General features: G+C 46.9%; 24 protein-coding genes. 17 read left to right on the top strand and 7 right to left on the bottom strand.

What is annotated here, in order from left to right; genetic code table 11:
• Positions 1–593: 593 nt before the first annotated feature.
• From RIF36_RS24070 to RIF36_RS24055, 4 genes are all read left to right on the top strand, one after another.
• Positions 594–2,039: a circularly permuted type 2 ATP-grasp protein gene (locus RIF36_RS24070; RefSeq protein ID WP_151998832.1), complete on the top strand. Its 1,446-nt coding sequence runs from the start codon at positions 594–596 to the stop codon at positions 2,037–2,039.
• Between the two features lie 36 nt (positions 2,040–2,075).
• A complete protein-coding gene (locus RIF36_RS24065) occupies positions 2,076–3,011 on the top strand; it encodes an alpha-E domain-containing protein (protein WP_350120015.1) in 936 nt (311 codons plus the stop codon).
• Positions 3,012–3,172: 161 nt separating this feature from the next.
• Positions 3,173–4,126, top strand: a complete 954-nt coding sequence (locus RIF36_RS24060; RefSeq protein WP_350120018.1) for a transglutaminase family protein — start codon at positions 3,173–3,175, stop codon at positions 4,124–4,126.
• Positions 4,127–4,466: 340 nt separating this feature from the next.
• Complete coding sequence (locus RIF36_RS24055) at positions 4,467–5,075, top strand: hypothetical protein (RefSeq protein ID WP_350072230.1); 609 nt, start codon at positions 4,467–4,469, stop codon at positions 5,073–5,075.
• Between the two features lie 260 nt (positions 5,076–5,335).
• On the opposite strand, the gene RIF36_RS24050 is transcribed toward RIF36_RS24055, so the two are convergent.
• From RIF36_RS24050 to RIF36_RS24040, 3 genes are all read right to left on the bottom strand, one after another.
• The gene (locus RIF36_RS24050; RefSeq protein WP_350120021.1) at positions 5,336–5,923 is read right to left on the bottom strand and encodes a DinB family protein; all 588 of its coding nucleotides are present in this window, start codon (positions 5,921–5,923) and stop codon (positions 5,336–5,338) included.
• Between the two features lie 267 nt (positions 5,924–6,190).
• Complete coding sequence (gene pyk, locus RIF36_RS24045) at positions 6,191–7,627, bottom strand: pyruvate kinase (protein ID WP_350120024.1); 1,437 nt, start codon at positions 7,625–7,627, stop codon at positions 6,191–6,193.
• Between the two features lie 5 nt (positions 7,628–7,632).
• Positions 7,633–8,061 carry an IPExxxVDY family protein gene (locus tag RIF36_RS24040; RefSeq protein WP_151998839.1) on the bottom strand — a complete coding sequence of 143 codons (429 nt, stop codon included), beginning with the start codon at positions 8,059–8,061 and terminating at the stop codon, positions 7,633–7,635.
• A 539-nt stretch (positions 8,062–8,600) separates the two neighbouring features.
• On the opposite strand from RIF36_RS24040, the gene RIF36_RS24035 reads away from it, so the two are divergent.
• From RIF36_RS24035 to RIF36_RS24010, 6 genes are all read left to right on the top strand, one after another.
• Positions 8,601–8,837 (top strand): acyl carrier protein, encoded by a 237-nt coding sequence (locus RIF36_RS24035; protein ID WP_151998840.1) that lies wholly within the window; start codon positions 8,601–8,603, stop codon positions 8,835–8,837.
• 25 nt (positions 8,838–8,862) lie between these two features.
• The gene (fabF, locus tag RIF36_RS24030) at positions 8,863–10,116 is read left to right on the top strand and encodes a beta-ketoacyl-ACP synthase II (protein ID WP_350120027.1); all 1,254 of its coding nucleotides are present in this window, start codon (positions 8,863–8,865) and stop codon (positions 10,114–10,116) included.
• The gene (gene rnc / locus RIF36_RS24025; RefSeq protein WP_350072225.1) at positions 10,116–10,859 is read left to right on the top strand and encodes a ribonuclease III; all 744 of its coding nucleotides are present in this window, start codon (positions 10,116–10,118) and stop codon (positions 10,857–10,859) included. Before fabF ends, rnc begins: the two co-directional genes overlap by 1 nt.
• A 185-nt stretch (positions 10,860–11,044) precedes the next feature.
• Entirely contained in the window at positions 11,045–12,886 is a 1,842-nt protein-coding gene (gene nadE / locus RIF36_RS24020; RefSeq protein WP_350120030.1) for an NAD(+) synthase, read from the top strand.
• 499 nt (positions 12,887–13,385) lie between these two features.
• The gene (locus RIF36_RS24015) at positions 13,386–13,766 is read left to right on the top strand and encodes a GxxExxY protein (RefSeq protein WP_350072223.1); all 381 of its coding nucleotides are present in this window, start codon (positions 13,386–13,388) and stop codon (positions 13,764–13,766) included.
• A 93-nt stretch (positions 13,767–13,859) separates the two neighbouring features.
• The gene (locus RIF36_RS24010; protein WP_350120033.1) at positions 13,860–15,371 is read left to right on the top strand and encodes an alpha-amylase family glycosyl hydrolase; all 1,512 of its coding nucleotides are present in this window, start codon (positions 13,860–13,862) and stop codon (positions 15,369–15,371) included.
• A 12-nt stretch (positions 15,372–15,383) separates the two neighbouring features.
• Here the strand turns inward: RIF36_RS24010 and yidD are convergent, their stop codons facing one another.
• Entirely contained in the window at positions 15,384–15,623 is a 240-nt protein-coding gene (gene yidD / locus RIF36_RS24005; RefSeq protein ID WP_350072221.1) for a membrane protein insertion efficiency factor YidD, read from the bottom strand.
• A gap of 178 nt (positions 15,624–15,801) precedes the next feature.
• Here yidD and RIF36_RS24000 point away from each other — a divergent pair, with 178 nt between their 5' ends.
• Positions 15,802–17,319: a POTRA domain-containing protein gene (locus RIF36_RS24000; RefSeq protein ID WP_350120036.1), complete on the top strand. Its 1,518-nt coding sequence runs from the start codon at positions 15,802–15,804 to the stop codon at positions 17,317–17,319.
• Positions 17,320–17,340: 21 nt separating this feature from the next.
• On the opposite strand, the gene RIF36_RS23995 is transcribed toward RIF36_RS24000, so the two are convergent.
• Positions 17,341–17,985 carry a toxin-antitoxin system YwqK family antitoxin gene (locus RIF36_RS23995; RefSeq protein ID WP_350120039.1) on the bottom strand — a complete coding sequence of 215 codons (645 nt, stop codon included), beginning with the start codon at positions 17,983–17,985 and terminating at the stop codon, positions 17,341–17,343.
• 63 nt (positions 17,986–18,048) lie between these two features.
• Between RIF36_RS23995 and RIF36_RS23990 the strand changes: the two genes are divergently transcribed.
• The 6 genes from RIF36_RS23990 to RIF36_RS23965 all read left to right on the top strand — a co-directional run bounded on the left by RIF36_RS23990 (position 18,049) and on the right by RIF36_RS23965 (position 23,692).
• A complete protein-coding gene (locus RIF36_RS23990; protein WP_350120042.1) occupies positions 18,049–18,870 on the top strand; it encodes a PorV/PorQ family protein in 822 nt (273 codons plus the stop codon).
• A complete protein-coding gene (locus RIF36_RS23985; RefSeq protein WP_350120045.1) occupies positions 18,848–20,956 on the top strand; it encodes a ComEA family DNA-binding protein in 2,109 nt (702 codons plus the stop codon). Before RIF36_RS23990 ends, RIF36_RS23985 begins: the two co-directional genes overlap by 23 nt.
• Positions 20,957–21,120: 164 nt before the next feature.
• A complete protein-coding gene (locus RIF36_RS23980; RefSeq protein WP_350072216.1) occupies positions 21,121–21,540 on the top strand; it encodes a response regulator in 420 nt (139 codons plus the stop codon).
• A gap of 145 nt (positions 21,541–21,685) precedes the next feature.
• Positions 21,686–22,270, top strand: a complete 585-nt coding sequence (locus RIF36_RS23975) for a nitroreductase family protein (protein ID WP_350120048.1) — start codon at positions 21,686–21,688, stop codon at positions 22,268–22,270.
• A gap of 86 nt (positions 22,271–22,356) precedes the next feature.
• On the top strand, positions 22,357–23,163 hold the full coding sequence (locus RIF36_RS23970) for an AraC family transcriptional regulator (protein ID WP_350120051.1): 807 nt from the start codon (positions 22,357–22,359) through the stop codon (positions 23,161–23,163).
• Between the two features lie 58 nt (positions 23,164–23,221).
• Entirely contained in the window at positions 23,222–23,692 is a 471-nt protein-coding gene (locus tag RIF36_RS23965; protein WP_350120054.1) for a DUF6265 family protein, read from the top strand.
• A 45-nt stretch (positions 23,693–23,737) separates the two neighbouring features.
• Here the strand turns inward: RIF36_RS23965 and RIF36_RS23960 are convergent, their stop codons facing one another.
• Both RIF36_RS23960 and RIF36_RS23955 read right to left on the bottom strand, forming a co-directional pair.
• Positions 23,738–24,679: a hypothetical protein gene (locus RIF36_RS23960; protein WP_350120057.1), complete on the bottom strand. Its 942-nt coding sequence runs from the start codon at positions 24,677–24,679 to the stop codon at positions 23,738–23,740.
• Between the two features lie 18 nt (positions 24,680–24,697).
• Positions 24,698–26,341: a SusD/RagB family nutrient-binding outer membrane lipoprotein gene (locus RIF36_RS23955; protein WP_350120060.1), complete on the bottom strand. Its 1,644-nt coding sequence runs from the start codon at positions 26,339–26,341 to the stop codon at positions 24,698–24,700.
• Between the last annotated feature and the right edge of the window lie 8 nt (positions 26,342–26,349).

The following is a 26,349-nucleotide window of genomic DNA, read 5'->3' as shown; positions in this document are numbered from 1 at the left end:
AGTATTTCCCTTTCGGGGAAAAGCTTTCAATATAGCCATTCCGCTATAAATAGAACAAGAAAACGCCGAACAATATCCCGTGTTTCGAACCTGTCTAAATTACCTATCGGTAAAATCAGAAAACCAGAAACGGAGTAAATCCTCACTAGTTTAGCCAGCCGTTAAGGAGTGCTTGCCCTACAACCTAACACTACCATCATTCATTTTTATTAATCTCCACTATTGACTATATTAAAGAAGATAGCCGTTACTGGCGTGTCAAATCGCTGTCAACGGCCTCCATGTATTAGAAAGACAAACATAATTTGGACTCTTTTCTAATAAATTTTGATATTCATTAGACTTATTTCAAATGAAGTCATAATTTATTGCGAGATATTTAACACACACCCTGATTGATTATATAGAGTCCATTTGCGAGCAACCTAATCGGATTGATCTGCGGACGCCAGGCAGGCTTTGCTTCATGTCCTCGGGCTGAGGAGGAAACTGCGTGGCGATTCATTGCAAAGTCAATCGAAATGATTGACCCGAACAATGGCCGCTTCACAAATGTTTAAAAAAGGTATCGACTAAAATTAAGCAAAGGCTTCATGCAACACACCAACATTTTCGAGTCTTACCACATCGGCGAGGGTACTTTTGATGAAATGTACCAGGGCAAAGACGTAAGAACTGCCTATCAGGGAATTTTTAATTTTCTTAAGAGTAACAGTCCTGAAGACCTCACCATGAAGGAAGAGCTCTCCAAGCGCCTCTTCATGAGCCAGGGAATCACTTTCACGGTGTACTCCAGCGGCGAGGGCATAGAAAAAATATTTCCTTTCGACATCATCCCAAGAATCATCACGGCCGACGAGTGGGATTTTGTAGAGAGAGGCATCAGACAGAGGCTCAAGGCGCTCAACCTGTTCCTGAAAGACATTTATTCCCATCAGTTCATTCTGAAGGACGGTATCGTGCCAACCGACATTATCTATTCCTGCCCTCATTTTATTCGTGAAATGCACGGGCTGAAAGTACCGCACGACATCTATGTGCATATATCGGGTATTGACATTATCCGTGGTGGCGATGGCACTTTCTATGTATTGGAGGACAACCTTCGCACGCCGTCCGGCGTGTCGTACATGATCGAAAACAGGGAGATTACCAAGCGGATTTTTCCTGACGTGCTGCGACGCAACTCTGTGAGGTCAGTGACGCAGTATCCCACGTTGCTACACAAAAACCTCAAGTCGCTCTCGCCCCGGCAGGTGGCTAACCCAACCGTAGTGTTGCTTACGCCGGGCATGTTCAACTCTGCCTACTTTGAGCATACGACTCTGGCCCGCCTCATGGGCATAGAGTTGGTGGAGGGGCGTGACCTTGTGGTGGAAAACCATAAGGTGTTCATGAAAACAACCTATGGTCTACAGCAGGTGGATGTTATTTATCGCAGGGTGGATGATGATTTTCTTGACCCACTTGTTTTCAACAAGGAAAGTGTGCTGGGGGTTGCGGGCATTATGTCGGCCTATAGAAAAGGTAACGTAGCTATTGTGAACGCAGTAGGCAATGGGGTAGCCGACGACAAAGCCATTTACACCTTTGTGCCTGACATGATCAAGTACTACCTTAACGAGGAACCCATCCTCAGCAATGTGCCGACCTATCATTGCGCAGACCCCGAACAGCTCGAGCATGTTTTCAACAACATCACCTCTATGGTGATCAAAAAGACCAATGGCTCAGGTGGCTACGATATGTTGATGGGTAATTCCGCTACAGAAAAGGAAATTGAGGACTATAAGAAAGCGGTGATCAAAGAGCCAAGACAGTTCATTGCACAACCAATTATCAGTCTTTCCACCACCCCCTGCTATATTAATGGCAAACTAACACCACGACGTGTCGACTTGCGCCCGTTTGCATTGTTTGGCCCTGAAGGCATCGAAATAGTGCCCGGTGGACTCACCAGAGTTGCTTTAAAAGAAGGCTCCATGGTGGTGAACTCCTCACAGGGCGGTGGCAGCAAGGACACCTGGGTATTGGCTTAATTATTAAATTGGTAAAACACTTTAGAGAACAAATATATGCTTAGCAGAGTAGCAGACTCACTTTTTTGGATGGCTCGTTACATGGAGCGCTCCGACGGCATTCTCCGCATGCTGAAAGTGAATTACAATTCGTCGCAGGACAACCTCAGCGACTTTAGCTGGCAGCCGGTGCTGAAGGTGTTCACCTATCTGGAAGGGCCTGCGATTATTGAGTTGGCCAACGAAAGCAGTGAGGTGTTGCGTTACATGATCCTTGACAAGGAAAATGGCAACTCCGTACAAAACATAGTGATCCACGCCAGGGAGAATGCCCGCTCTGTGCAGGACAATGTCACTATAGAGGTCTGGCAATGCCTCAACGACTTCTATCACCTTATCAGGGACGAACGCCACATCAACAGCCTGGCGCAAGGCGACGCTATCTCGGTCATTGACCTGATGGTAAAGCAGTGCCTGGTTTATTATGGCACCGTAGACATTACCATGTCGAGAGGCAGCGGTTACTGTTTCATGTCGCTCGGTAAGTTTTTGGAAAGAGCACTGCAGTCTATCGATATCCTTGATGTAAAACTTGGCAGTATGTCGGCAGAAGACACACAAGCTTACGACACGCTCTACTGGAAGTACCTGCTGATGTCGGTGTCGGGGTATAAGCTTTACCTAAAAAACTACCAATCAGGGTTTGAGGCCCGCAATGTGGTTCATCAAATTGTGTTGAATACGCATTTTCCAAGGTCTGTCATCTACTCGTTGGATCACCTCCACCGCAACTTCGAGCAGCTCAGTGCCTACCTTGACAAAGCAAGCTTTGATGAACTCAATTTCGAAATAGGCAAGCTGCGCAGTAAGGTACGCTACTCTACGCTCAACGATATTGAGGCCATGGGACTACATACCTATCTGGCAGATATTAAAAAGGACTTGTCGGACATTAGCAGCAAGCTGAACCAGTATTGCTTTGCGTATAGCTAGAGGAAGTTGGAAGGTAGGAGGCGGAAGACAGGCGAAAGTCGGAGACATAAAAGTGGCTAAATCAGAAATCTCAAATCAGCAACTTCCTATTCTTTAACATCAAATTTGTAACTTCCAATCCGAAATTGTCAAACCCTGAATTTCAAATTAGCAATTCCTTTATGCCCAAGTTCAACATCCGCCACCTGACCAAATACACCTACACCACCTCGGCGACGAACAGTGCCAACGAAATCATGCTCTATCCTATTCAGGACGATCATCAGGAGGTTCTCCAGCATCAAGTGATCATTACCGGCAACCCGGAAGTGTATGTGCACAAAGACTATTACGGCAACAACGTGGGCTCCTTTGCTTTCGCTGAGCCACACTTGCAGCTGCTGATCGATTCTATTCTGGAGGTTGAAACAAAGAAAGCACCGGAGGTTGCCGACGAAAGCCCAGCCGATGAGCAATGGAAGCACCTTTACAACATATCGAATCATGTGCCTTACATCGACTTTCTCAGGCAGGAAAACTTTCAGGCGATTCCTGAAGTGATGTCAATGATTGAGTCGGTCAAGAAACAAAACGCCACTCCACTACAAGCCGCACTTAACCTTAGCGAGTATGTGTTTAGCAATTTCAGTTATATCAAAGGTGTAACCACTGTGGAAACTACCCTCGATGAAATCTGGAAACTGAAGTCTGGCGTTTGTCAGGATTTTGCGCACATGTTGCTTGTGATGTTGCGTCAGCTCTTTATTCCGGCCCGCTATGTGAGCGGTTATGTGTGTCCCAATAAAAATGGTATGAGGGGCGAAGGTGCTACCCATGCCTGGGTGGAAGCCTACGTCCCCGACCATGGCTGGGTGGGCATTGACCCTACCAACAATTGCCTGGTTAACGACCTGCACGTGCGCCTGGCCATAGGCCGCAGCTTTGTGGACTGCTCACCAGTGAAAGGCACCTACAAAGGAGCAGCAGACCACACCCTGGAAGTAGCGGTATCGGTAGAATATGAAGGAGGGCCAAAAGTAAACCAAGACCTGGCCCTGGAAGAAATCGCTAAAGCTACCGCTACGCCCGACGTCAATTCTTTCCAGCGCTACCAACAGATACAGCAGCAGCAGTAGCCCTCTTGCGCCAGAGGCTAAGAAGATGGGAAGACGGGAGACAGAAGCCGGAAGACAGGAAACCGAAGTCCGAAGCAGGCGGAACGATAGCGCTGGCATTCTGAATCGGCAATCATCAGACGCCCGAAAGACTTAAAGGGAGACAGAAGCTGGAAGACGGGAGACCGGAGCTGGCGTCGGTATGATAGCGCAGGCTTTTTTGCGTCGGCAATCGTCAGACGCCCGAAAGGCTAAAAGGGATTTCTAATCAGAAATTTCAAATACCTTCAATCCGTAACCTCCAAATCCGTACTTTCGCATCCTCAATTCTTCAAATACTCAGATCTTCAACCCTTCGCCCATGTCCTCCAACAACAACATCTTCGCCTTCTGGTCCTGGTTCGAAGACAACCTTGGCCGCATCCGCACCGTGCTGCTTAACCCCTCCCACCCTGATCGTGAATACATAGTTAGCTCCCTCGACCAGCACATCCTGGCCATTGGCACCTTCACGTGGGACATTGAGAAAGGCATGCACCACCCTTGGAGCCTGACTATCTCTCCTAACGGCGATCCCGACCTATTGGAGCAAACCAAGGCCATTGTGGAGCAGGCCCCTGACCTGGCTGACTGGGAGTTTTACCCGGCCCATCAGCCAAAGAAACAAGACTTTAACTTCACGGTCTACGACGAAGAAATGAACCAACAGCCGGTAGATGCCAATCCCTGGCACTATGTGCTGATACCTGCGAGCGGAAGACAACACACCCTGCTCATAGAGGCGGGCAACTGCCCGCACCTCGACGACAACACCCTGCTTGCGGCTGTGAACCACCTTGTCACGTGCCTGTTGGGCGAAGAAACCAAAATCCACCGAATTGCCGACATAGAAATAGTAGACGAGCTCGACGAAGAGCACCATAAGGCGGCGAAGCCAATTGTGCAGCTGGGGCTGGGGGTATCGGAATAAAGAGGTTACTCTGCGGCAAATTAAAGAGGTTACGCTGCCCCCAAGAAAGTAGTAACCTCTTTAATGTTCGAAGACGATACGTCAAAAACTAAAGAGGTTACATCTGCAGGGATGTAGAGAATAACCTCTTTGGTAAATAGCATTAAGTTTAAGAGGTTACTCTGCCCCAAAGAAAATAGTAACTTCTTTAATCTTCGAAGACGATACGTCAAAAACTAAAGAGGTTACATCTGCAGGGATGTAGAGAGTAACCTCTTTAGTTACTCAAACTTCTTCCCTTCGAGCACCCCTACTCCCTTGGGCAGCGGGTTGCCCGACGAACGACGGAAGGTAACCACTTGACCTACGTGCCACAAGGCATCGGCAATAGGGCCGTTGATCACATTCCAAAAAGGATATACCTGCGCTTTGTCTCCACTGCCAAACACCATCTGGTAGCTTTCCAGATCTGCCGCACTGGCAGTAAGCAGTTTTTGGCTGGCCTCCTGAATATTAAGCAACGTAGCCTTGCGCAACGCCTCGAAAGTTTCGGGCGCAGGCTCTCCGCCAACGTTGGGTTGCTTGCGGGTAGCATTCACAATCACCTGGCTGAGGCCGTGAATGTGCTTTACAGTAGCCATACTGCTGCGAGCCTCTTCGCCGGGGCTCCAGGCCAGGTCTTCAGGGCGCAGCCCTTCTGTAGCCCAGTAGTAGCGAAAGCCCAGGCCGTCTACCATGCGGGCAGCAACAGTGCCAGGGCCATAGGAAGCCGGGTAGTCAGGGATTTGATAGTATGGGAGGTTGGAGGTTTGTGCATTTAACGCCAGCGACACAAAGGCAAGACCGCAGAAGAGTAAGTTTTTTAACATGGTATTGAGTTTTTGATAAAGCCAAAAGTAAGAATTCGTTTTTTTTTCTGGCTGGCTATCTCAGAAATTACCATGAAGGATGGAAAAGCGTACCAAGTCAAAATACCGGCGACTGCACATGTCCGACTGGTGGTGGGAGGAGTATGAACGCCAGGCGGAATATACCAGTGGCGTCGGCTTGAAATGAGCAGAGTAGCTCCATACAAAGGGTCAAAAAAGCCACCGAAACTCTCCGGTGGCTCTCACATCATCTATTAACAATCAATATTACTCGATTACATCCACCTTCATCATGTTGGTGCGGTTCTCCCAGTGGTGTGGCTGTGAACCTGTGTACACCACGGTGTCGCCTTTGTGCAAGAAGCCTTTATCTATGAGGATGTCTTCCAGGTGCTTCAATGTTTCTTCAGCGCCAACCCTTTGGTTGTAATAAAACCCACGGATACCCCAAACAAGATTCATGGTATTCAAGATCTTTCGGTCATCAGTGAATATAAAGATATTCGCCTTAGGTCTGTGCGACGATAGTCTGAAACCTGTGTATCCCGATTTTGTCATTCCCAAAATAGCTTTGGCATCGATGTTGGCGCTCAAACGTGCGGCAGCTCTTACCAGCTTGTCGTTCACAAGTGTGGCAGAGTCGTCGTTACTTTCAGAGAACTTATTGAACATTACGTCGGTGCCCTGCTCAATGGAGGTGATGATCTTCACCATGCTTTTTACCGACTGCACCGGAAACTTGCCTGAAGCTGACTCTGCACTTAGCATCACCGTGTCAGCGCCATCCATCACGGCGTTGGCCACGTCGTTCGCCTCAGCCCTGGTAGGCCTTGGGTTTTCGATCATGCTCTCCATCATTTGAGTAGCAATAATCACAGGCTTTGCCGCCTTGTTGCACTTGCTTACCATCATCTTCTGAGCTAACGGTACGTCTTCCATAGGAATCTCCACACCCAAGTCGCCACGTGCCACCATCAGGCCATCGGCTGCTTCTATAATAGCGTCTATATTTTTGAGCGCTTCCGGCTTTTCAATCTTGGCGATGATCCGAGAAGTGCCGCCTTTCCTCCTTATCTTTTCTTTCAGGTCAAGTACATCCTCCGCTTTCCGAACAAATGAAAGTGCTATCCAGTCAACCTCATGCTCCAAACCAAAATACAAATCCTCCTCATCCTTTTCAGTCAGCGACGGGGCGGACACTGGCGTATTAGGCAAGTTGATGCCTTTTTTTGACTTCAAAATGCCACCGTATACTACCTGACACTTCACTTCGTCGCTGGAAGTAGCCAACACTTTCAGCTCCAGGTTGCCGTCGTCGATAAGGATAGAGTCTCCAATGCTCACATCGTTACAAATACCTGTATAGGTCGTACTGATAATCTGAGCATTACCTACCAGCTTTCTTGTGGTGATAATGATTTCCTGACCCGGCACAATTTCTACGCCCCCATTCTCCATATCACGGGTACGAATCTTAGGCCCCTGAAGATCTTGTAGCAAAGCCACATGCGTACCCATTTCCTCGTTGAGTTCCCTTACCAGCTTAATGACCTTAAGGTGGTCTTCATGCGAACCGTGGGAAAAGTTGAGACGAAAAACATCTACCCCCGTCTGTATAAGGCTCTTCAGCATGTCCTTACTGTTAGAGGCAGGCCCTACGGTGGCTATGATTTTCGTCTTATTAAAAATTGGTGAGCTTTCCATGAGTGTTATTCAAATATAAGATTTTCCTTTTCTTTCAGTTTATTGATATTAATTGAGGCCAGATACTCTACCACGGGTATGCTTTTCAGAGCCGTAAGGGTACCATCAGGATCAAAAAATCCGCCGTCGTCATTAATCATTATGAGATAATCGAAGTGAGCCAGCTCAGCTAGTAAAAAGCCGGATTTTCCGGCACCTGCCAGGCTCTTATTCTTAAGGAGCCGAAAAGTACTGTATTCCGTTTTAAATAAAAAGTGTGAAATGGTGATTTCACGATCATTGAGAAATTCCACACTGAGTTCCTGCTGTTTTACCAGTCTCACACCAAGCGCACTATTAATATGCCAGGCAAGCTTATACTCCCTGGCGGAAGTGGCCAGGCCAAGCAGCGTGAAGTCATAATTGTATTCAATATGTAACTTTTTGCTCTTCACCTGTGGCTTCCGGAATTTTGGTCATTTCTATTCGGCATCACCTCTTCGGCCCAGCCTGTGAGTATAGCGCACATTTCACTATTATGTGACAGGCGGCGGAGCGTTTACCAACACAAAGTTAGCGTTATTGCGGTAGCCATAAAGGCAAAAAGGGCAAATTCAACGTCGAAAAAACACCGGCTGTCAAATCTTTTTTACTCCCTGAGGGTAATCAATGGCGCACCGCCCCATTCGAAACTAGCAGCAGGCATACCATGCAAAGGAAGCAACAAGAGGATGCAACCTGCAACACTCCAACAATTCTCCAGCTTGCTAAAGTGTCGCTTTAAGGCACCTTCAGGCTATTAAAGCAATGTTTTCCCCAGGCTTACGCACTCACTTTTAAGTTCAGGTAACCCATTCATTTTCAGCCCAAAAAAGCCCTTTCCGAACCGTTTTTTGCTATCTTTAGCTAAAATTAAGATTGAACGAATTTGTTTGACATTATTGGGGAATATCTATTTCTTTGCAGTGTTTTTTACTAACTAAACATTAAAAAAATGTCTGAAATTGCACAAAAAGTTAAGGCTATCATCGTGGATAAGCTTGGGGTAGAAGAATCTGAAGTTACTCCTGAGGCAAGCTTCACCAACGACTTGGGTGCTGATTCTCTTGACACAGTAGAACTTATCATGGAGTTCGAAAAGGAGTTCAATATTTCTATTCCTGATGATCAAGCCGAAAATATCACCACTGTAGGACAAGCAATTACATATCTCGAAGAAAACGCAAAATAAATCTCAACCCGGCGGACACCCTTTTATGAATGGCAGAAGAGTAGTAGTTACAGGTCTTGGAGCGCTTACCCCCATCGGCAATAACCTCGAAGAATATTGGAAAGGACTTTCCAATGGAGTAAGTGGTGCGGCCCCTATTACCCGGTTTGATGCCGAAAAATTCAGAACAAAGTTCGCCTGCGAGGTAAAAAACTATGATCCTCTCAATCATTTCGATAGAAAGGATGCAAGAAAGATGGACCCCTTCACTCAGTATGCACTTATAGTGAGTGAAGAGGCCATCAAACATTCAGGTCTTGACCTGGAAAAAGTAAACAAAGACAGGGTTGGAGTGATTTGGGGTGCCGGCATCGGAGGCCTCAAAACTTTTCAAGACGAAGTCACTGACTTTTCACGTGGCGATGGAACACCCAGATTCAACCCATTCTTTATTCCCAAAATGATTGCCGACATAGCTGCCGGCTACATTTCCATCACTTACGGGTTCAGAGGGCCCAATTTCGTTACAGTTTCTGCTTGTGCCTCTGCTACCAACGCCCTCATCGACTCGCTCAATTATATTAAACTAGGCCATGCCGACGTGATTATTTCCGGCGGTTCTGAAGCCACAGTGTGTGAAGCGGGTGTGGGCGGATTTAACGCACTTAAGGCTCTTTCTGAGCGCAACGATGACCCTGCCACGGCATCCCGTCCGTTCGACAAAGATAGGGACGGGTTTGTATTAGGCGAGGGAGGGGCATGTATCATTCTTGAAGAACTGGAGCATGCCAAAGCCCGTGGTGCAAAAATCTACGCTGAGTTTATTGGCGGCGGCATGTCGTCCGATGCTTACCACATTACTGCTCCGCATCCTGAAGGCTTGGGAGCAAAGAATGTGATGATCAACGCTTTAAGAGATGCCGGCATCAAAACTACAGACGTAGATTATATCAACGTTCATGGTACCTCTACACCACTTGGCGACAAAGGCGAAACGCTGGCGATAAGAGAAGTGTTTGGATCCCATGCCTACAATGTCAACATCAGCTCAACCAAATCCATGACAGGGCACTTACTTGGAGCTGCTGGAGCTATTGAAGCAGTGGCTTCGATCATGGCCATTCAACATCAGCTCGTTCCTCCTACCATCAATCACTTCACTGACGACGAAGAGCTGGACAGCAAGCTGAATTTCACATTCAACAAGGCACAGGCACGCAAAATCGACATCGCACTAAGCAACACTTTTGGTTTTGGCGGCCACAACACCTCCATCATCTTCCGTAAATACGAGGGATAGTGCTGAATCTGGTCAGGCGTCTCAAGTCAGTCTTTACAATTTACACAGAAAAGGAACGCTCCCTAAGCAGAGCTGTCAAAACCATTGTCGGCTACTCTCCGATCAATATCCAGTTGTACAGGCTGTCGGTGATCCATAGTTCTGCTGCCAAAGAAAATAATAACGGTTTCAAGGAATCAAACGAAAGGCTGGAGTACCTTGGGGACGCAGTGCTGGGCATGATTGTGGCAGAGTATCTCTTTAATAAATACCCTTTCAAAGACGAGGGCTTCCTCACTGAGATCAGGTCACGCATTGTGAACCGGGAGAGCCTCAATGACCTTGCGAGAAAGCTGGGCATTGGGGAGATCATAGAATATGAAGGGGGAGGCCGTAACGGTGTAGGTCATAAGTCGATATACGGCGACACCCTGGAGGCACTCATTGGCGCTGTGTACCTCGACAGAGGCTACCGGTTCTGCCGCAAGTTTGTGATGAACAAGCTGATGAAAAACCACTTCGACATACATCATATTGTTCGAAACAACCCTAACTACAAAAGCAAAGTCATAGAATGGGCCCAAAAGGAAAACAGGGACATTCGGTTCGAAATTACCGAGCTCAATCAGGACAGCTTTCCACGCAAGTTTGAAGCACTTGTGATGGTGGATGAAGAACCCTTCGGCAAAGGATTTGGGTTGAGCAAGAAAAAAGCCGAGCAAGATGCCGCTCAAAAAACTTGCGAAATGCTAAACCTGCCATAACTTCGGCTTGTTTTAAGGACGTGCTTGATGGATGAGGGCAGCGAGCTTCACAGGAATGTCATGTTGAGCTTGTCGAAACATAGAATTGGTGTTTGAATCGGTCTTCGACAGGCTCAGACTGACACTCGTTTTCAATTGATAATCCTCCCCTACCAAACACACCTTATCTGGTACTGAATGAACGAATGAAAACACTCAAGCTGGGTGGCGCTACCGTCAACCAAATCCCTTTAGACTGGAAAAACAACAAAGCCAATATGCTGGCCTGCATCGCACAAGCGAAAAAGGAAGGCGTAGAGTTGCTTTGCCTGCCCGAGCTGTGCATTACAGGCTATGGCTGTGAAGACCTCTTTCTGAGCAAATGGCTGCCAACCAGAGCCATGGAAATCTTGCTCGAAATAGCCCCGAAGTGTGACGGACTAGCCGTAGCGCTTGGCTTGCCTGTGCGTCATCAGAACAAAGTATACAACTGCACCTGCTATATAGTCGATGGTCAAATCCAGGGCTTCTACGCCAAACAAACTCTGGCCAACGAAGGTGTTCACTACGAGCCCCGTTGGTTTACCCCATGGCCCCCTTCTACCAGTGATACCATTGAAGTTGATGGCAAGGCTTATCCTATAGGCGAGCTCACCTTTCACCTGAAAGACGTACACCTGGGTTTTGAGATTTGTGAAGACGCCTGGCATGACGTGCGACCAGCCTGCCATCATATGGAAAAAGGCGTAGCGCTTATTCTCAACCCAAGCGCCAGTCATTTTGCCTTTGGTAAAGCCAGCTTCAGGCAAAACCTGGTCGTTGAGAGTTCGAAGAAATTCAATGTGGCCTACCTCTACTGCAACCTATTGGGCAATGAGGCGGGGCGCATGGTGTACGATGGTGATGTGATACTAGCGCAGTATGGAGAGCTACTTTCTTATGGGCAGCGACTTTCGTTTGTAAGCTGGAAGCTGCAGACCTGTGAGGTCAACTTCAGCAACCCTGAGCGGTCGGAACGTCAGGCGATCAAGCCAATAGCGGATCAAAATGAAGAGTTTCCAAAGGCAGCTTCGTTGGCTTTGTTTGACTACATGAGAAAGAGCCGCAGCAAGGGTTTTGTGCTGTCACTTTCCGGTGGCGCCGATTCATCTACCTGCGCTGTGCTGGTGGCCGAAATGGTCAGAAGAGGCACTGAAGAGCTGGGGTTCGATGCCTTCAAAACAATGCTGGGGTTGCCATCCTCTTTGCCAAACGACAGAAAGACAATTGTCCATAGCATTTTGCAAACGGCCTACCAGGGCACGGTGAATAGCTCCGACGATACTTTCGATTCCGCCAAAGAGCTGGCAGAAAGCATCGGAGCCACTTTCTTCCAATGGCAGATCGACGACGAAGTAAGGGGCTACAGAGAAAAGGTGGAAAAGGCACTGGGTCGGCAGCTTACCTGGGAAAAGGACGACATTGCTTTGCAGAACATACAAGCCCGGGCCCGATCACCGATTATCTGGATGCTGGCGAACATTGCCAATGCGCTACTACTCACCACCAGCAACCGCAGTGAAGGCGATGTGGGTTATGCCACCATGGACGGCGACACTAGTGGCAGCCTGGCGCCCATTGCCGCTGTTGACAAGGAGTTTGTAAAACAATGGCTCAAGTGGGCGCAAAGGGAGCTTGGCTACGAAGGCTTGAGAAGAGTGAACAGCCTTACACCAACAGCCGAACTGCGGCCTAAAGAGCAGCACCAGAGCGATGAAACTGACCTGATGCCTTACCACGTGTTGGTAGCCATAGAACGGGAAGGCATCCGCAACCGGAAGTCACCTCTGGAAGTTTTCGAAATAGTGAAAATGCTGAAGCTAGAGCCCGATGCGTTATTGAAGCAACACATCAAGCGCTTCTTCCGCCTGTGGAGCCGTAACCAATGGAAAAGAGAGCGCATCGCCCCCGCCTTCCACCTCGACGATTTCAACGTGGACCCACGGACGTGGTGCCGGTTTCCTATTTTATCGGGAGGGTTTGAGGAGGAGCTGGAGGAACTTGGTTAGCTTCTACACAACTAGTGACAGCGAGGCAGAAGGCAATTGATGCACTGCGGTTGAGGAGTGCTGATATACCTGGGATTATTTCAGTAAGTACCTGGAATTTTACTACCACATTTTCCCCACCACAGAGATAGCAGAGTAGCGCAGAGATTTTAGCTGCTGTGCAGCCAAAACAGAACCTGAGGCCGGAGGCTCTCCTCTGTGTCACTCCCCTTTCTCTTCGGTGGTTCCTCTTTATTTTTATTTCTACCGCAGAGTTAAAAAGAGTTGCACAGAGATTTTACCTGCTGTGCAGCCAAAACCAAACCTGAAGTAGATGACTTCCCTCTGTGTCCATTCCTTTTCTCTGTGGTGGTCTTTTTCTTGCCTTCACAATAAAGATAAGTGAGTTATAAAGAGTCTTCGTAGCTTTAAAGTGGCGTTCACTTTGAATAAAAAAGCAAATATAAACTTTATAATGTTAAATTATCGTGTAAAATAATCACTACTTATTCACAAAACTATGACTGACAACCAACTAACTGAAAAGATCATCGGCTGCGCTATAAAAGTGCATAGAGCGCTGGGCCCGGGCCTGCTTGAATCTTCCTATCAAGAATGTCTTTACTACGAATTAGTTAAATCCGGGCTTTATGTTGAAAAGGAAAAGCCGATGCCATTGATTTATGACGGTGTCGTTCTGGAATGTGGGTACAGAATTGACCTTTTTGTGGAGAAGCAAATCATAGTAGAAATAAAAGCTGTAACAGAATTACCTCCTATTGCCCTTGCGCAGGTTTTAACCTATATGAAGTTAGCAAAAAAAAGTGTTGGTTTGATCATCAATTTCAACGTTTCGCTCCTTACAGATGGCTTGAAAAGGGTGGTAAATAAATACGTTTGAATCTAAAGCTGGCCTGTTGTGGCCCGATGATCCATCGGACTAAATAAGTACCCAGTTTTTAGCAAATTGCGCCTTTAACCTCTACAGACAAAATTGTCCTACACCCAAGCAATCTTCTACGAGATTTTTGTGCAGTCCTTTGCCGACTCCAACGGCGATGGCATTGGTGACATCAATGGGATGACTACCAAACTGGACTACTTGCAAGGGCTTGGCATCACTGCCGTCTGGCTCATGCCCATTTGCCCTTCGCCCAGCTACCACAAGTATGATGTGACCGACTACTATTCCGTCCATCCCTACTACGGCACAATTGACGACTTCAAAAACTTCGTTCACGAAGCCCATCGTCGTGGTATCAATGTAATCATCGATTTTGTCATCAACCACACCTCCTCTCAGCACCCATGGTTCTTGAATGCCCGCACGGGCATCCACGCAAAGTACCGTGACTATTACATCTGGTCAGACAAAGAGAATGTGGCAGAGCAAATAGAGAAGAAGGAAACCTCAGCAGATTCGGACAACATCCGGCAATGGCACCCAATCAGCACAAAAGACTCAACAGCGCAATACTACTATGGGTTTTTCAATAGTGACATGCCCGACCTGAATCATGACAACCCAGCGGTAAGGAACGAGGTATATGCCATTGGCAAATTCTGGCTGTCGGAAGTGGGCGTTGATGGCTTCAGAATGGACGCAGCTAAGCACATTTTCCCAGACGATAGAGCAGCCGACACTCATGCGTTTTGGAAAGCATTCAGGGCACAAATGCAGTCGGTGAAGCCCGATGTCTATCTCATTGGCGAAGTATGGTCCGATGCCAAAAGCGCCTCCCCTTACGCAGCAGGGTTTTCTTCACTATTCAATTTTGATCGGGCTCAAAGCATTCTTGAATCTGTGAAGAACAGGCAACAGAGAGCGGCAGCGGTGGTGGGCAACTCCTACAAAATAAGTGAAGGTCAGCGGCTGGTAGACATAATAAACGAATCGTTGCCATGGTTTAAAGCGCATAACGAACATTTTCTGGAAGCAAGCTTCCTTAGCAATCACGACCAGAACAGGACAGCGTCCGTTCTGGGCGGCAAGATGGACAAGATAAAGCTGGCTGCTTGCATCCTGTTCACACTTCCGGGCATTCCATTCATATACTACGGCGAGGAGCTGGGCATGCTGGGCATGAAGCCGGACGAACACATAAGGGAGCCAATGTTGTGGGACGAAACCGAAAGAGACTCATACCGAACCCGCTGGATAACGCCCCGATTCTCAACTGCCGAAACAGTTGTTCCGGCGATGCAGCAGAAGACTGATAAAACCTCCATTTACAATCTTTACAAGCAACTTATTGCGTTGAAGAAGACAGACCTATTTTCATTGGGAGCCATTGAGAGCCTGCCACTGGAAGAGGGCAATATCCTGGCGTTTAGCCGAAAGCTGAGAGAAATGCATGCTTTGGTTTATCACAACTTGTCTTCGAAAAAAATATCGATTGGAATACCGGAGAGATTTAGAGAAACATTCGTCCAGGGCAAGGTGGAGCGGTCGGGCGGCGTGCGAACACTAGGTGCCAGGTCCAGTTTGGTTCTCACTACTCAATAGCAACGCAGCGTCCTAGGGCACCGGGTCGTACCCGCTTCCTCCCCAGGGGTGACACTTGCCAATCCGCTTTGCGGCCAGCCAACCACCTTTGAAAGGACCATGTTTGGTAATGGCCTCTTTGGCATACTCACTACAGGTGGGTGCGTAGCGGCAGGCCGATGGAAACAGTGGCGAAATACTATACTGATAAAACTTGATAGGCAAAACAGCCAACCAAATACCCAGCTTTCGAAAAGATGTCCTGCCTCCCATGTCTTAGATTTCCTATACAACAATCAGTCCGGCCAAAATATTCCCCAGCCTGAAACACTTCCTTTTCACCTTAAATATCGGCATTAATGAGGACTTGTTTGGCAGAGTAACTAAGTTTGAGGTTTCTTTATTTAATTTTCTCCATTATAGAATCTGAACTACAACAAATAAAGGGAAATTGGGGTCTGTCCGTGAAATGAAGCTGCCACAGAAAAGGAATATAGGAAAGGATGAACCGGTAATGCAGCTGAAAATCAATGCATTTGCGATTGCCTGCTTTTTTGCGCTGACATTTTTCAGCTGCCTGCCTTCGGCTGCTCAGGATTCAGGTAAAAAAAATAAGACGGTTGCTGCGGACACCATTCCGCAGCGTTTTATCAAGGTCGAGAAAATCTACATTATCGGCCATAAAAGAACCCGCAAGTCGATCATTACCCGGGAGCTGAGCATCGAAGAGAATGGCATCTACGATTCAACTACTTTGGCTACTACCCTGGAGCTGGACAAACAAAAGATTTTTAACACCCGGCTGTTTAACACCGTGGATGTGACCCTGCTTGAAACAGCCCCCGGAATAGGGAGTGTGCTGGTGAAAGTGGAAGAGCGCTGGTACTTCTTCCCTGCCCCTATCTTTCAGCTAGCCGACCGTAATTTTAACGACTGGTGGACAAACCGGGGGCGGGATTTTAGTAGAGTCAACTATGGTGTAAGGGTTGACCAGTACAACCTGCGGGGCATGAATGACCGACTGCGGCTAATAGCCCAGTTCGGTTTTACAAGGCAATTTGATATTACTTACAGCATTCCCTATTTCGACAAACGGCAGCGTCATGGTTTTACAACCGGCGCCTCCTACAACGAGTCGAAGAATGTGGCCTACCAAACAGATAACCACATACCCACCTTTATCCGGTCGGAAGACTTGATACAGAACCGATTCAATACCTACCTCCAGTATAGTTACAGAAATGCCTTCTACAACTTTCACTACTTCACTGTTGGATATCAAAAGCTACAGGCAGCCGACACAATACGGCAGCTAAACCCAAACTACTTTGGCATCAATAAGGAGCAACAACAGTTCGTTCATCTAAAATATCAATTTTTAAGAGACAGGAGAGATTTCCGAAATTATCCTTTAAAGGGCTACTATATATCCTTCATAGGTGAAAAGGACGGTCTCAGCAATAAGTCAGATGTTAACCTTTGGAGCGGAAAATTGCTCTATGCTAAATTCTGGGATATGGGTAAAGGGTTCTACTTTGCCACAGGCCTTACCGGCCTAGTCTCGGGCCCCTCAAGCCAGCCCTACTCATTGAACCAAAGTCTGGGATTCGGCCGAAATTATGTGCGAGGCTTCGAACTCAACGTGGTGGAAGGGCCAAGGTATGTACTGAGTAAAAACACTTTCAAAAAAGAGATTTTCAAGACTACGAAAGACATTAGCAAAATCATGCTGATCCCTCAGTTTCAGAAACTACCGCTCGCTCTATACGCAAAAGTGTTTTTTGACCTGGGCTACGTGCAAAACTACCCGAACTATGAACTCAACACCCGCTTGAGCAACAAGCTGCTTTATGGCGTCGGCACTGGCCTCGACCTGGTTTCTTTCTACGATTTTGTCGTACGAACGGAATACTCCTATAACAGCCAGGGAGACTTTCATTTCTTCCTCAACTTCAAGGCAGAACTGTAATAAGCTTTCATAGCCAAGCCTTCAATTACTCTCCTCAATTTCTTCAAAAACCACGAGCTTTCTCTTCCCCCTTCTATTGACCAAAAACCACTCCCCCACCCGTGCTCCATTTTCATAGTGGCCCTCATACTCCAAAGAGCCATCTTTTCTATAAAACTTCCACAAACCGCTTTCCAAGCCCTCGGTATAAGCTCCTTCCTGCCAAATAGTACCATCATCATAATAAGACGTCCAACTCCTGTTCGGCAGCCCATTTTCATAGGTACCTTTACGAATCAGAACACCCTGGTCGTTCATAAAAACCCATTGCCCCTTGTACAAACCGTCCTCATAGACTCCCTTTTTCTCAAGCTGCCCGTTTTCATGATAATAGAAGGCTGAATCAGTGAGCAGTCCATCTTCCCAGGTCTCTTTAGCCATGATAGTTTCATCGGGATAATAGTACATCGCCAGGCCATCGAGCTGGCCAAGGCTGTAATTGATAGTGGCGCTCTTCGTTCCCGACGGGTAGTAAAACACCCACTCTCCTTGCTTACGATGCTCGTCTAATATCCCCTCACTTTTAATACTCCCAGTAGGGTATTTCTCTACTACAGGCTGCGCAAAAAGCGATAAATTAAAAGTAATGAGCCCTATTAGAACATTTAACTTCAATGATTTAGGCACGCCAATCTTGTTTTAACCTCCACATAATTTTGCAAAAGAGAGAGCTTTAGCTAGATTAATACGATGGTTCAAAAGCTTTTACTCTCTGTATGTATTGTTTTTCTCGCACTTAGGGCAGCTGGTCAGGCCGGCGATTACTCCCTGGGTGCCAGAAGCGCCGCCCTGGGAACCACCTCTTCTACGCTCACCGATCAGTTCAGTCTTTTCAACAACCCAGCCGGGCTGGCTCAGGCAAACTCACCAGGCGTCTTTGCAAGTTATGAAAATCGTTATCGAATAGAAGATTTTCAAGTGATGGGCGCAGGTGCTTCCATTCCTTTTGGAAAGTTCACCACCGGTGTAGGCTTTTATCGGTTCGGTGGCAAACTCTACACAGAGCAGTTGGCAAGTTTAAAAGTGGCCAATAAAATTGGGTTTGTGAGCCTTGGTGGAGGTCTTAGCTATGTGCAGTACAACATCCCCACCATTGGCACCAGGGGCGTATTGGTAGTTGACCTGGGTGGCATAGCGGCAATCAACAAGCAGTGGCACCTGGGCGCACATATTTACAACCTCACCCAATCAAAGCTGGTGCCCGGCACTGGTGAAAGGGTGCCGACTGTGATGAAGCTTGGGGTGTCGTACCGGCCCATTACGGCGTTCATGGTCAATATGGAAGTATCCAAAGACATCAACTACAAGCCGATAGCAAGAGCAGGGATGGAGTATTTCATCATTCCCCAGCTTGCGCTGAGAACCGGTTTCAGCACCGGCCCCTTTATTTCCTGCTTCGGCCTTGGGTTTAAGCCGGGCAAATTTCAAATAGACTACGCCTTCAGGAATGATGCAAGATTGGGAGAACTGCACCAAATGTCAGTGATTTATGCTTTCGCCCCTAAAAAATAGCCTGACAGGCATTGCCTTTTGCCTCTTGTGTTGCTTACAGCTACATGCACAGCAGTTGCCGCCTGAACCACCTGCAGAGGACATCGATCTATATGCCTTCGTACAAGAGCTCTTTGCCATACAGGACGAAGACGTAAACTACGACGACTTGTATGAGTCCTTGTTCCAGCTCTATACCAGCCCGATAGACATCAATCTTGCCACTTTCGAAGATTTGTCGTCTTTTTATATTTTAAGTCCGATTCAAATAGAAAGCCTGCTCAACTACCGGAAGCTTAACGGGCCTCTTCTTTCCCTTTATGAGCTACAAGCCGTACCCAATTTTGATCTGGCTACAATCAGAAATATCAGGCCCTTCGTTACCGTTTCGGGAGCAGGCAGCAAACAAGGGAAGTCACTTTTTCAACGTGTGGTAAATGAAAAGAACAACTACCTGCTGCTGCGAACGGAGCGAACTCTTGAAACAGCCAGGGGCTACACCCAGGCGGATACCGCCAACAATGGTGATCTGAGTAGCAGGTATGCCGGAAGCCCCTACAAGCATTACGCCCGCTTTCGGGTAAGTCATCCCAACGACTTTAGTTTTGGTTTCACAGTGGAGAAAGATGCAGGCGAGGAGTTGGCCTGGAACCAATCAAGACATACCTACGGTGCTGATTTCTATTCATTTCATGGGCAAGTGAAAAACCAGGGCAATTTCAAGGCCATCAATATTGGTGACTACCAGCTTCAAATGGGACAAGGGCTGGTGTTTGGAGCAGGATTTGCCGCTGGCAAAGGTGGTGAAACGCTACTGACAGTCAAAAGAAACTCTACTGGTCTGCTCCCTTACACCTCCGTGCTGGAAACCGGCTTTTTCCGAGGGGCCGCCGCTACCTATTCGTTCGGAAAATGGGAGCTCACCGCCATTGCCTCCCGACTCCGGCAAGACGGCACCGTGCGAACAGACACCATCACCGACGGCCCAGAAGCCTACATCTCTTCCATTCTCAACACAGGCTTCCACCGAACCGAATCGGAAATAAATGGCAAAGGTCAGGTGGTGGAGCATGACGTGGGAGGCAACCTGCAATACAAAAGCGGCACTTTTCAATTTGGTCTCAACACTTTGTACACCCAATTCAGTACACCTATTCAAAAAACGCCTGCACTGTACAACCAGTTTGAGTTTTCCGGCCGAGCTAACCATATCAGCAGCTTATATTTCTCCAAGCTCTGGCAAAACACCCAATTTTTTGGCGAAGCAGCCAGGTCTAGCTCCGGAGGATGGGGTGCCATTGGCGGCCTTATGGTGAGCATTACCAATAGTCTTGGTGCCAGCATGGTGGCGAGAAACTACCAGCGGGATTTTCATAGTTTCTACGCAAGATCTTTTGGAGAGGCCTCGAGAAATGTGAATGAGAAAGGCATCTATTGGGGCATCAAATGGCGAGCCGCATCAAAACTATTGTTCACTGCATATTATGACAAGTTTAGCTTTCCCTGGCTGCGCTACAATACCGACGCTCCTTCAGATGGGAACGAATACCTTGCCATGGCCACTTACAGTTTCAGCAAGTTGACCAAAGTTTATGTGCAACTAAGGCATCAAACCAAGGCCGAAAATGGCGAAGTACTTACAAATAATTTACAGGTGCCGGTTGAAACCAAAAAAGAAAACATAATTCTCAATCTTGATCACGACACTGGACACCTGTTAAGTTTCAAATCCCGGCTACAGCTAAGCAGGTACCAAAAGGAAGAAGTGGTGAGCACAGGATTTGCCATCATTCAGGATTTGAACCTTACGCTACCAAAATGGAGGCTCAGCTCACGCATTGCCTTGTTCGACACCGACGACTATAGCAATCGGCAATATGTGTATGAAAAAGATGTGCTTTATGCCTTTTCTATTCCTGCATACACGGGCAAAGGCATCAGAACTTACCTGCTTGCTCAATACAAAATTGCCGATAAGGTTACCATATGGGGCCGCTGGGCAAAGTTTTCCTATATGAATACCAAAAGTACCGGATCCGGTTTGCAAGAGATAAATGGCTCTTTAAAAAATGATTTTAAAGTACAAATAAAGGTGGCTCTCTGGTGAATTTTTATAAGAAGTTATTTTTTGAAGTTATTTATATCGTTTTAGGTTAAATTTACGAGCCAATTTTTTCTTAAGCTATCAATAAAGCTGTGATACGAATTCAGATAATGTTTTACTTAATGTTATTTTTTTTATATTTACTAAAGTAAAACAGCATTACGTCTATGATAATGGAGTTTACGGATATGAAGGAGCTAATTGTTATTGATGACGACCCGATCAATAATTTCATTTGTAAAAAAATGATTGAGGAGATTTCTGGCGATTTCAAAATCAGAAGTTTTGAAAGTGCTGTTGAAGGTTTAGCCTATCTGTCTTCTTTGGATCAGCAAGCACAGAGCTATCCAACCCATATTATGCTGGACTTGAATATGCCACTGTATAACGGCTGGCAATTCCTTTCTGACTATCAACGACTAAACCTCCATCAAACTCATCATACCTGCTTATATGTGGTAAGCTCTACGATTCTGAGAGATGAAATTGAGAAGATTAAAGAACTGTCATTCGTAACTGACTTTATATCTAAGCCATTGACTGTCTACAAGTTAAAAAAGCTTGTGGAAACTGAAGACTTGCCGTGAACCAGGTGACTGTAAGTGCAATAGCAATCTCTTTGAAGGTTGTGATTGCAGAGAGTTCTCACCCTACCGGCTATTTTTGAGCATTGTGGAACTTTCATGGAGACTATCGTATTTATATGTATATACATTAAATATTGATACCTCCATGACATCCACATTAATACAAAAGGAAACCCCCACAGACTTCGATATCCATCCACTCATTAAAGATAGGTGGAGCCCAAGATCCTTCTCATCAAAAAAGGTGAGCCGTGGCGCCGTCAACCAACTTCTTGAAGCCATGCGCTGGGCTCCCTCCGCCATGAACGAACAACCCTGGGAAGTACTGGTGGCTCAAAAAGGCACCAAAAGTCACGATACCCTGGCGAAGACACTTGCCCCAGGCAACCAGCCCTGGGCGCCAGATGCCCCCGTTTTGCTATTGGTGATGGCACGTACTACTTACGGCAATGGCACTACGAATCATTCAGCATTATATGACCTGGGTTTGGCAGTTGGTAATTTAAGTGTTGAAGCTACTCACCTCGGGCTTTCGCTGCATCAAATAGGTGGATTTGACAGAATCATGGCCAGAGAATTATTCAAATTCCGTGAAAATCTGCAACCAGTAGTACTCATTGCTATTGGCTATCGGGATAGCCATGAGACCCTGCCCGAAGCCCTCCAACAGAGAGAACTGGCTCCGAGAAAAAGGAAGAAAATTGAAGAATTTGCAGTCGTTGATTTCTAATTGCCTGCGACAATCATAAATCAACAATGATGGTCTAATAAAGCTGCCCCTCCGTTATATTTAAAACCAGGCAGCTTTATTTATTCATGATATACAAGAAGCAAGATCCGGCACCACATTTGCGACAAGTAGTGAAGAGCTATTGGCGGGTAGACAGCGAAGGCGACAAAACCATTACTACCCAAAAAATCATCCCCGATGGGTACCCGGAGATTATCTTACACTATGGCTCGCACTTCGAAATCTGCCTCTACAAAGCATGGCAACCCCAGGCATTGCACCTTCTCGCCGGACAAATAAAAAAACACTTCTTTCTTAGAAACACCGGTGCTTATGGCATGATTGGAATCAAGCTGATGCCCACCGCTCTGGCCAAATTGTTTGGCTTTCCGATGCATGCTCTTACAGACAAAGTGGCTGATTTCCATGAAGTAGTCAATGGCAAATTTTCGGAGCTTGAATCAATCGTTTGTCAAAGTCCTGAAAGCTCACAGGTTTTCGAAAGAATAGATAGTTGGTTCAGTTCAGTAAGCTCGAAGTACCAAAACGATACTTCCAGAGTTGAACAGGCGCTGCAAATCATCTTCGAAAGCGGCGGAACCAGGCACATCGGCGAGCTTGCGGTGGAAGTTGGTATCAGCGAAAGACAGTTAGAAAGACTTTTCCATCAGCATGTAGGGATATCACCCAAATACTACTCCCGAATTATCAGGTTCAACAAAATATTTGACTTGATGCAAAACCAAGATCCGGCATGGGTACAAATGGCACTAGATTCCGGCCATTTCGACCAGTCTCATTTTATTAAGAACTTCAAAGCATTTACCGGGGCAGAGCCGACAAGCTACCTTTTCAACGAAGAAAACATGGCCAATTTCTTCCTTCACAAATAGATGTCGGCTTTTTACAATACAAAGTGCTGTTCCTTAGCTATGATTGAATAAAAAAACTATGAAGTCAATCCTAGCTATCACTCTCATCCTGTTGACAGCGTCATTGTTAAATGCGCAGTCAGTAAGCGCTGTTTCAGCTAAAAATTTTAAAAAGCTCTCGTGGCTGGAGGGCACCTGGGAGCGCACAAATGTCAAACAAGGAAAAAGTGCTCATGAAAGGTGGGAAAGGGACAGCAAAACAAAGTGGATAGGGTTCGGAGTTTCTCTGCAGGGAGAAGACACTACGTTTTTGGAAAAACTGAGCATTGTGGTTGAAAATGGAAGCATCTACTACATTGCCGACGTGCCAGAGAATAAAGCGCCTGTGCTATTTCAGTTTATCCAACTTAGCGATCAGGGCTTTGTTTGTGAGAATCCAACCCACGATTTTCCAAAGAAGATCGCCTACAAGCTAGAGGGAGACAGGCTGGAGGTTCAGATATCCGGGGATGGGCAAGCTGTGGACTTTGAATTTGTAAAGAGAGAATAAAAAAAGGGGCCTCCGCCCCTTTTTTATTCTCCATCAATAACACCATCAATTGGAAAGTTCCGATGGCCAGGTTTTGCTGTCTGTTCGTGTCAGGACAGTGGTACCGGCGTCTCCATAATCGTTAGACCAGTCAATCGTCAGGCTTGTGCCATCGTTGTTTTTAATAACGAAAGTGTAAATAAGACCGTACTGATCGGAGCCAGTAAGGCTAATCTTGTTACACACATCCACCAACCTCACTCCTACTGCAGGCGTATCGGCCCAGGCGCAGTCATACTGACCAAACGTAGCATCAGATACGGCGTACCTGCCGCCACCAAGGGCCGTGAGTGTGCCAGTGCCTGTAACGGGATTGCTACAGTTGCCAGCCGCCCCACCAGGACCAGCTGCGATCACAGTTGTAGAAAAGTCAAACGTTCCGCCAAGATCGGAAGCGCAGGCAATCGACCAGCGCACGTTACAACCCCCGAAGGATGGCTGAGCAGGCTGCTGACACAAATCGCTATTCAACGCCACTGTGAAAGTTCTTCCATCAGCAGAGTGTATTGGGAAAGTTAGATTGAAGCCATCGCCAACTTTAAAGAAGCTCAAATCCACACCAAGCGACTCCGCCGCTGAGGCTGCTGTAAGGGCAAAGGTAGATGGAAAGGTAGTAACCTCGCCAACCTTCACTGCATCGTACACTTTATCAACGTACACATCCTCCAGCTCATTGTAGGTACCATCTTTCTCAGTAAATGTTAGCATGATATCAACACTCGACACCTCTGTCACGTCAAACCCATCCACATCAATGGTAAACTCCACTTCTTCAGAAGCCAAAGGGTTCAGGGCATTGAAGAAGTTTTTATTGGGGTTTACCGAAATTTTCGTCACCGCCCCAATATTATCATTGATATCCGGCGCCGGATTCCAGTCCTCGTCCTGACAACCGTTCAGTAGAATGAGCCAGGCAAATACTACAGTTAATATGCTTATTTTCTTCATGTTCGTTTGCTTTTAAAGTTAGTTAGCATCCCAGAAAATTGGCTCACTCACCAAAGGCACCGGATTGGGGGCATTTGGATTAGAAGAAAGCTCTCCCGGAGGATAGGGAAGCCTCAAAGGGAATGGGCCGCTTGGAGCAAGCGCCGACGGCTGATCGTTTGGCATTCCTGTGCGACGGTAGTCGGTGTAAGATTCAAATCCATTGCCATAGCTGGCATAGAATTTTTCAGTCATTACAATGTTCAGTCTTTGGCTGTTGTTACCGGCCGCTGTGTAGCGGTCCGAAATATCATTAAGATAGTCATCAACATCCGCCTGATCCATTGCTATCGCATTGTTAGGATCAATCGCCAGGCCAAAAGCCTCCACTTTGCTGAAAGAGTCCTCGATGCCCTTTAGCGTAAGTGCCAAAGGATCGCCAGGTGTCCCAAGCGTGATGGCTGCTTCTGCCAGCATAAATGACACATGGAAATTGGTCAGCCAGGGCATAATACCAGCACCTGTGCCGTGACCTCTGTCAAACCTACGCTCTCCGCCACCCGGGCCTACATCATAGGAGCCGCCTATCGGATACACACCAAAAGTTGCCCTGATAGTATTATCACCAGGGATGCCTGACGGATCGCCATGATCTCTGCCAATATAACCGTCGGCCGCAGCACCCAATGCAGGCAGGCCATTTGAAGGCTCTTGCCCCCCAAGCCATCCATACACACAATCGCTCCTTTGAGAACAAGGCTGCGTTTGGAAGTCCAGGTCATCATCTTCTCCCTGTCTGAAAATGTAGAATGGCAAACGGGGATCATTCTTGGCAATCAAATTGTACATGAAGTAGTTGTTCATGTATTGCGTTTTGCTGCCTGGGATGTACTCCTGCTGATAAATGGGGTGCTGGTTCATTGGAGACACGGAAGACCCAAACGTAAACTGAAAATCGTCAGCATTGCTCGATATAAAATTGTTCTCCGTTATCAGCGTTTCAATGCCTGCCTTCGATCTGGCGGCATCGACTAGACGGATGTTGAGCAGTAAACGGAGTTTAAGCGTATTCGCTGCCTTCACCCACTTGCTGTAATTTCCACCGTAAATCAAATCGCTTGAAACTGGTGACTCGCTGTTCTCAATGGCTTCCTTCAGGTCAGCCTTTGCAACATCTACCAAATCAATGATGTGGTCGTAAACAGCAGCGTCGTCTTCGTAATGCGGAAACAATACCTCCTCACCCTGCAGTGCTTCTGTATAAGGCACGTCGCCCCAGGTGTCCACCAGCACCATATACAGATAGGCCTTCATTACTTTGGCAATACCAGAGTAACCTTTGAATCCTGCTTCTTCTCCCTGCTTGACAATTGTTTGCAAGTCTTTAAGCGCCTGATCAAACATCGAATTAAAATCGTTGGAGAAGTTAGCACCGGTGATATTGTAGGTGCTCTGGTTCAACCTTGTGTAGTGCTGAATAAATGCAGATGCATTTTCCTGCACGTTCCTGGTTGTCCAAAAACCAGCCGACAGCTGTGCTGCTGGCAATAGCAGGTTCAATGACGCTTCTGACGGGTTGTTCGGGTCAGTGTTTATATCCAGGAAATCTGATCCACACGACATACTAAATATCGTCAGCATCACTATCCCTGCCTTTGAAAGTCTATTTCTTAAAATCTTCATATTCTCTT

It is taken from the genome of Imperialibacter sp. (assembly GCF_040222815.1).
Classification (GTDB): domain Bacteria; phylum Bacteroidota; class Bacteroidia; order Cytophagales; family Cyclobacteriaceae; genus Imperialibacter.
This window is presented reverse-complemented; position numbering and strand designations above follow the sequence as displayed.

Coding starts and splice junctions, on each gene's coding strand:
- RIF36_RS24035 (WP_151998840.1), top strand. CDS start 8,601: ATGTCTGAAATTGCACAAAAAGTTAAGGCTATCATCGTGGATAAGCTT.
- nadE (WP_350120030.1), top strand. CDS start 11,045: ATGAAAACACTCAAGCTGGGTGGCGCTACCGTCAACCAAATCCCTTTA.
- RIF36_RS23975 (WP_350120048.1), top strand. CDS start 21,686: ATGACATCCACATTAATACAAAAGGAAACCCCCACAGACTTCGATATC.
- RIF36_RS24065 (WP_350120015.1), top strand. CDS start 2,076: ATGCTTAGCAGAGTAGCAGACTCACTTTTTTGGATGGCTCGTTACATG.
- RIF36_RS24055 (WP_350072230.1), top strand. CDS start 4,467: ATGTCCTCCAACAACAACATCTTCGCCTTCTGGTCCTGGTTCGAAGAC.
- RIF36_RS24070 (WP_151998832.1), top strand. CDS start 594: ATGCAACACACCAACATTTTCGAGTCTTACCACATCGGCGAGGGTACT.
- RIF36_RS24060 (WP_350120018.1), top strand. CDS start 3,173: ATGCCCAAGTTCAACATCCGCCACCTGACCAAATACACCTACACCACC.
- RIF36_RS24050 (WP_350120021.1), bottom strand. CDS start 5,923: ATGTTAAAAAACTTACTCTTCTGCGGTCTTGCCTTTGTGTCGCTGGCG.
- RIF36_RS23980 (WP_350072216.1), top strand. CDS start 21,121: ATGATAATGGAGTTTACGGATATGAAGGAGCTAATTGTTATTGATGAC.
- RIF36_RS23955 (WP_350120060.1), bottom strand. CDS start 26,341: ATGAAGATTTTAAGAAATAGACTTTCAAAGGCAGGGATAGTGATGCTG.
- yidD (WP_350072221.1), bottom strand. CDS start 15,623: ATGGGAGGCAGGACATCTTTTCGAAAGCTGGGTATTTGGTTGGCTGTT.
- RIF36_RS23965 (WP_350120054.1), top strand. CDS start 23,222: ATGAAGTCAATCCTAGCTATCACTCTCATCCTGTTGACAGCGTCATTG.
- RIF36_RS23990 (WP_350120042.1), top strand. CDS start 18,049: ATGGTTCAAAAGCTTTTACTCTCTGTATGTATTGTTTTTCTCGCACTT.
- RIF36_RS23960 (WP_350120057.1), bottom strand. CDS start 24,679: ATGAAGAAAATAAGCATATTAACTGTAGTATTTGCCTGGCTCATTCTA.
- fabF (WP_350120027.1), top strand. CDS start 8,863: ATGAATGGCAGAAGAGTAGTAGTTACAGGTCTTGGAGCGCTTACCCCC.
- RIF36_RS23970 (WP_350120051.1), top strand. CDS start 22,357: ATGATATACAAGAAGCAAGATCCGGCACCACATTTGCGACAAGTAGTG.
- RIF36_RS23985 (WP_350120045.1), top strand. CDS start 18,848: ATGCTTTCGCCCCTAAAAAATAGCCTGACAGGCATTGCCTTTTGCCTC.
- RIF36_RS24015 (WP_350072223.1), top strand. CDS start 13,386: ATGACTGACAACCAACTAACTGAAAAGATCATCGGCTGCGCTATAAAA.
- pyk (WP_350120024.1), bottom strand. CDS start 7,627: ATGGAAAGCTCACCAATTTTTAATAAGACGAAAATCATAGCCACCGTA.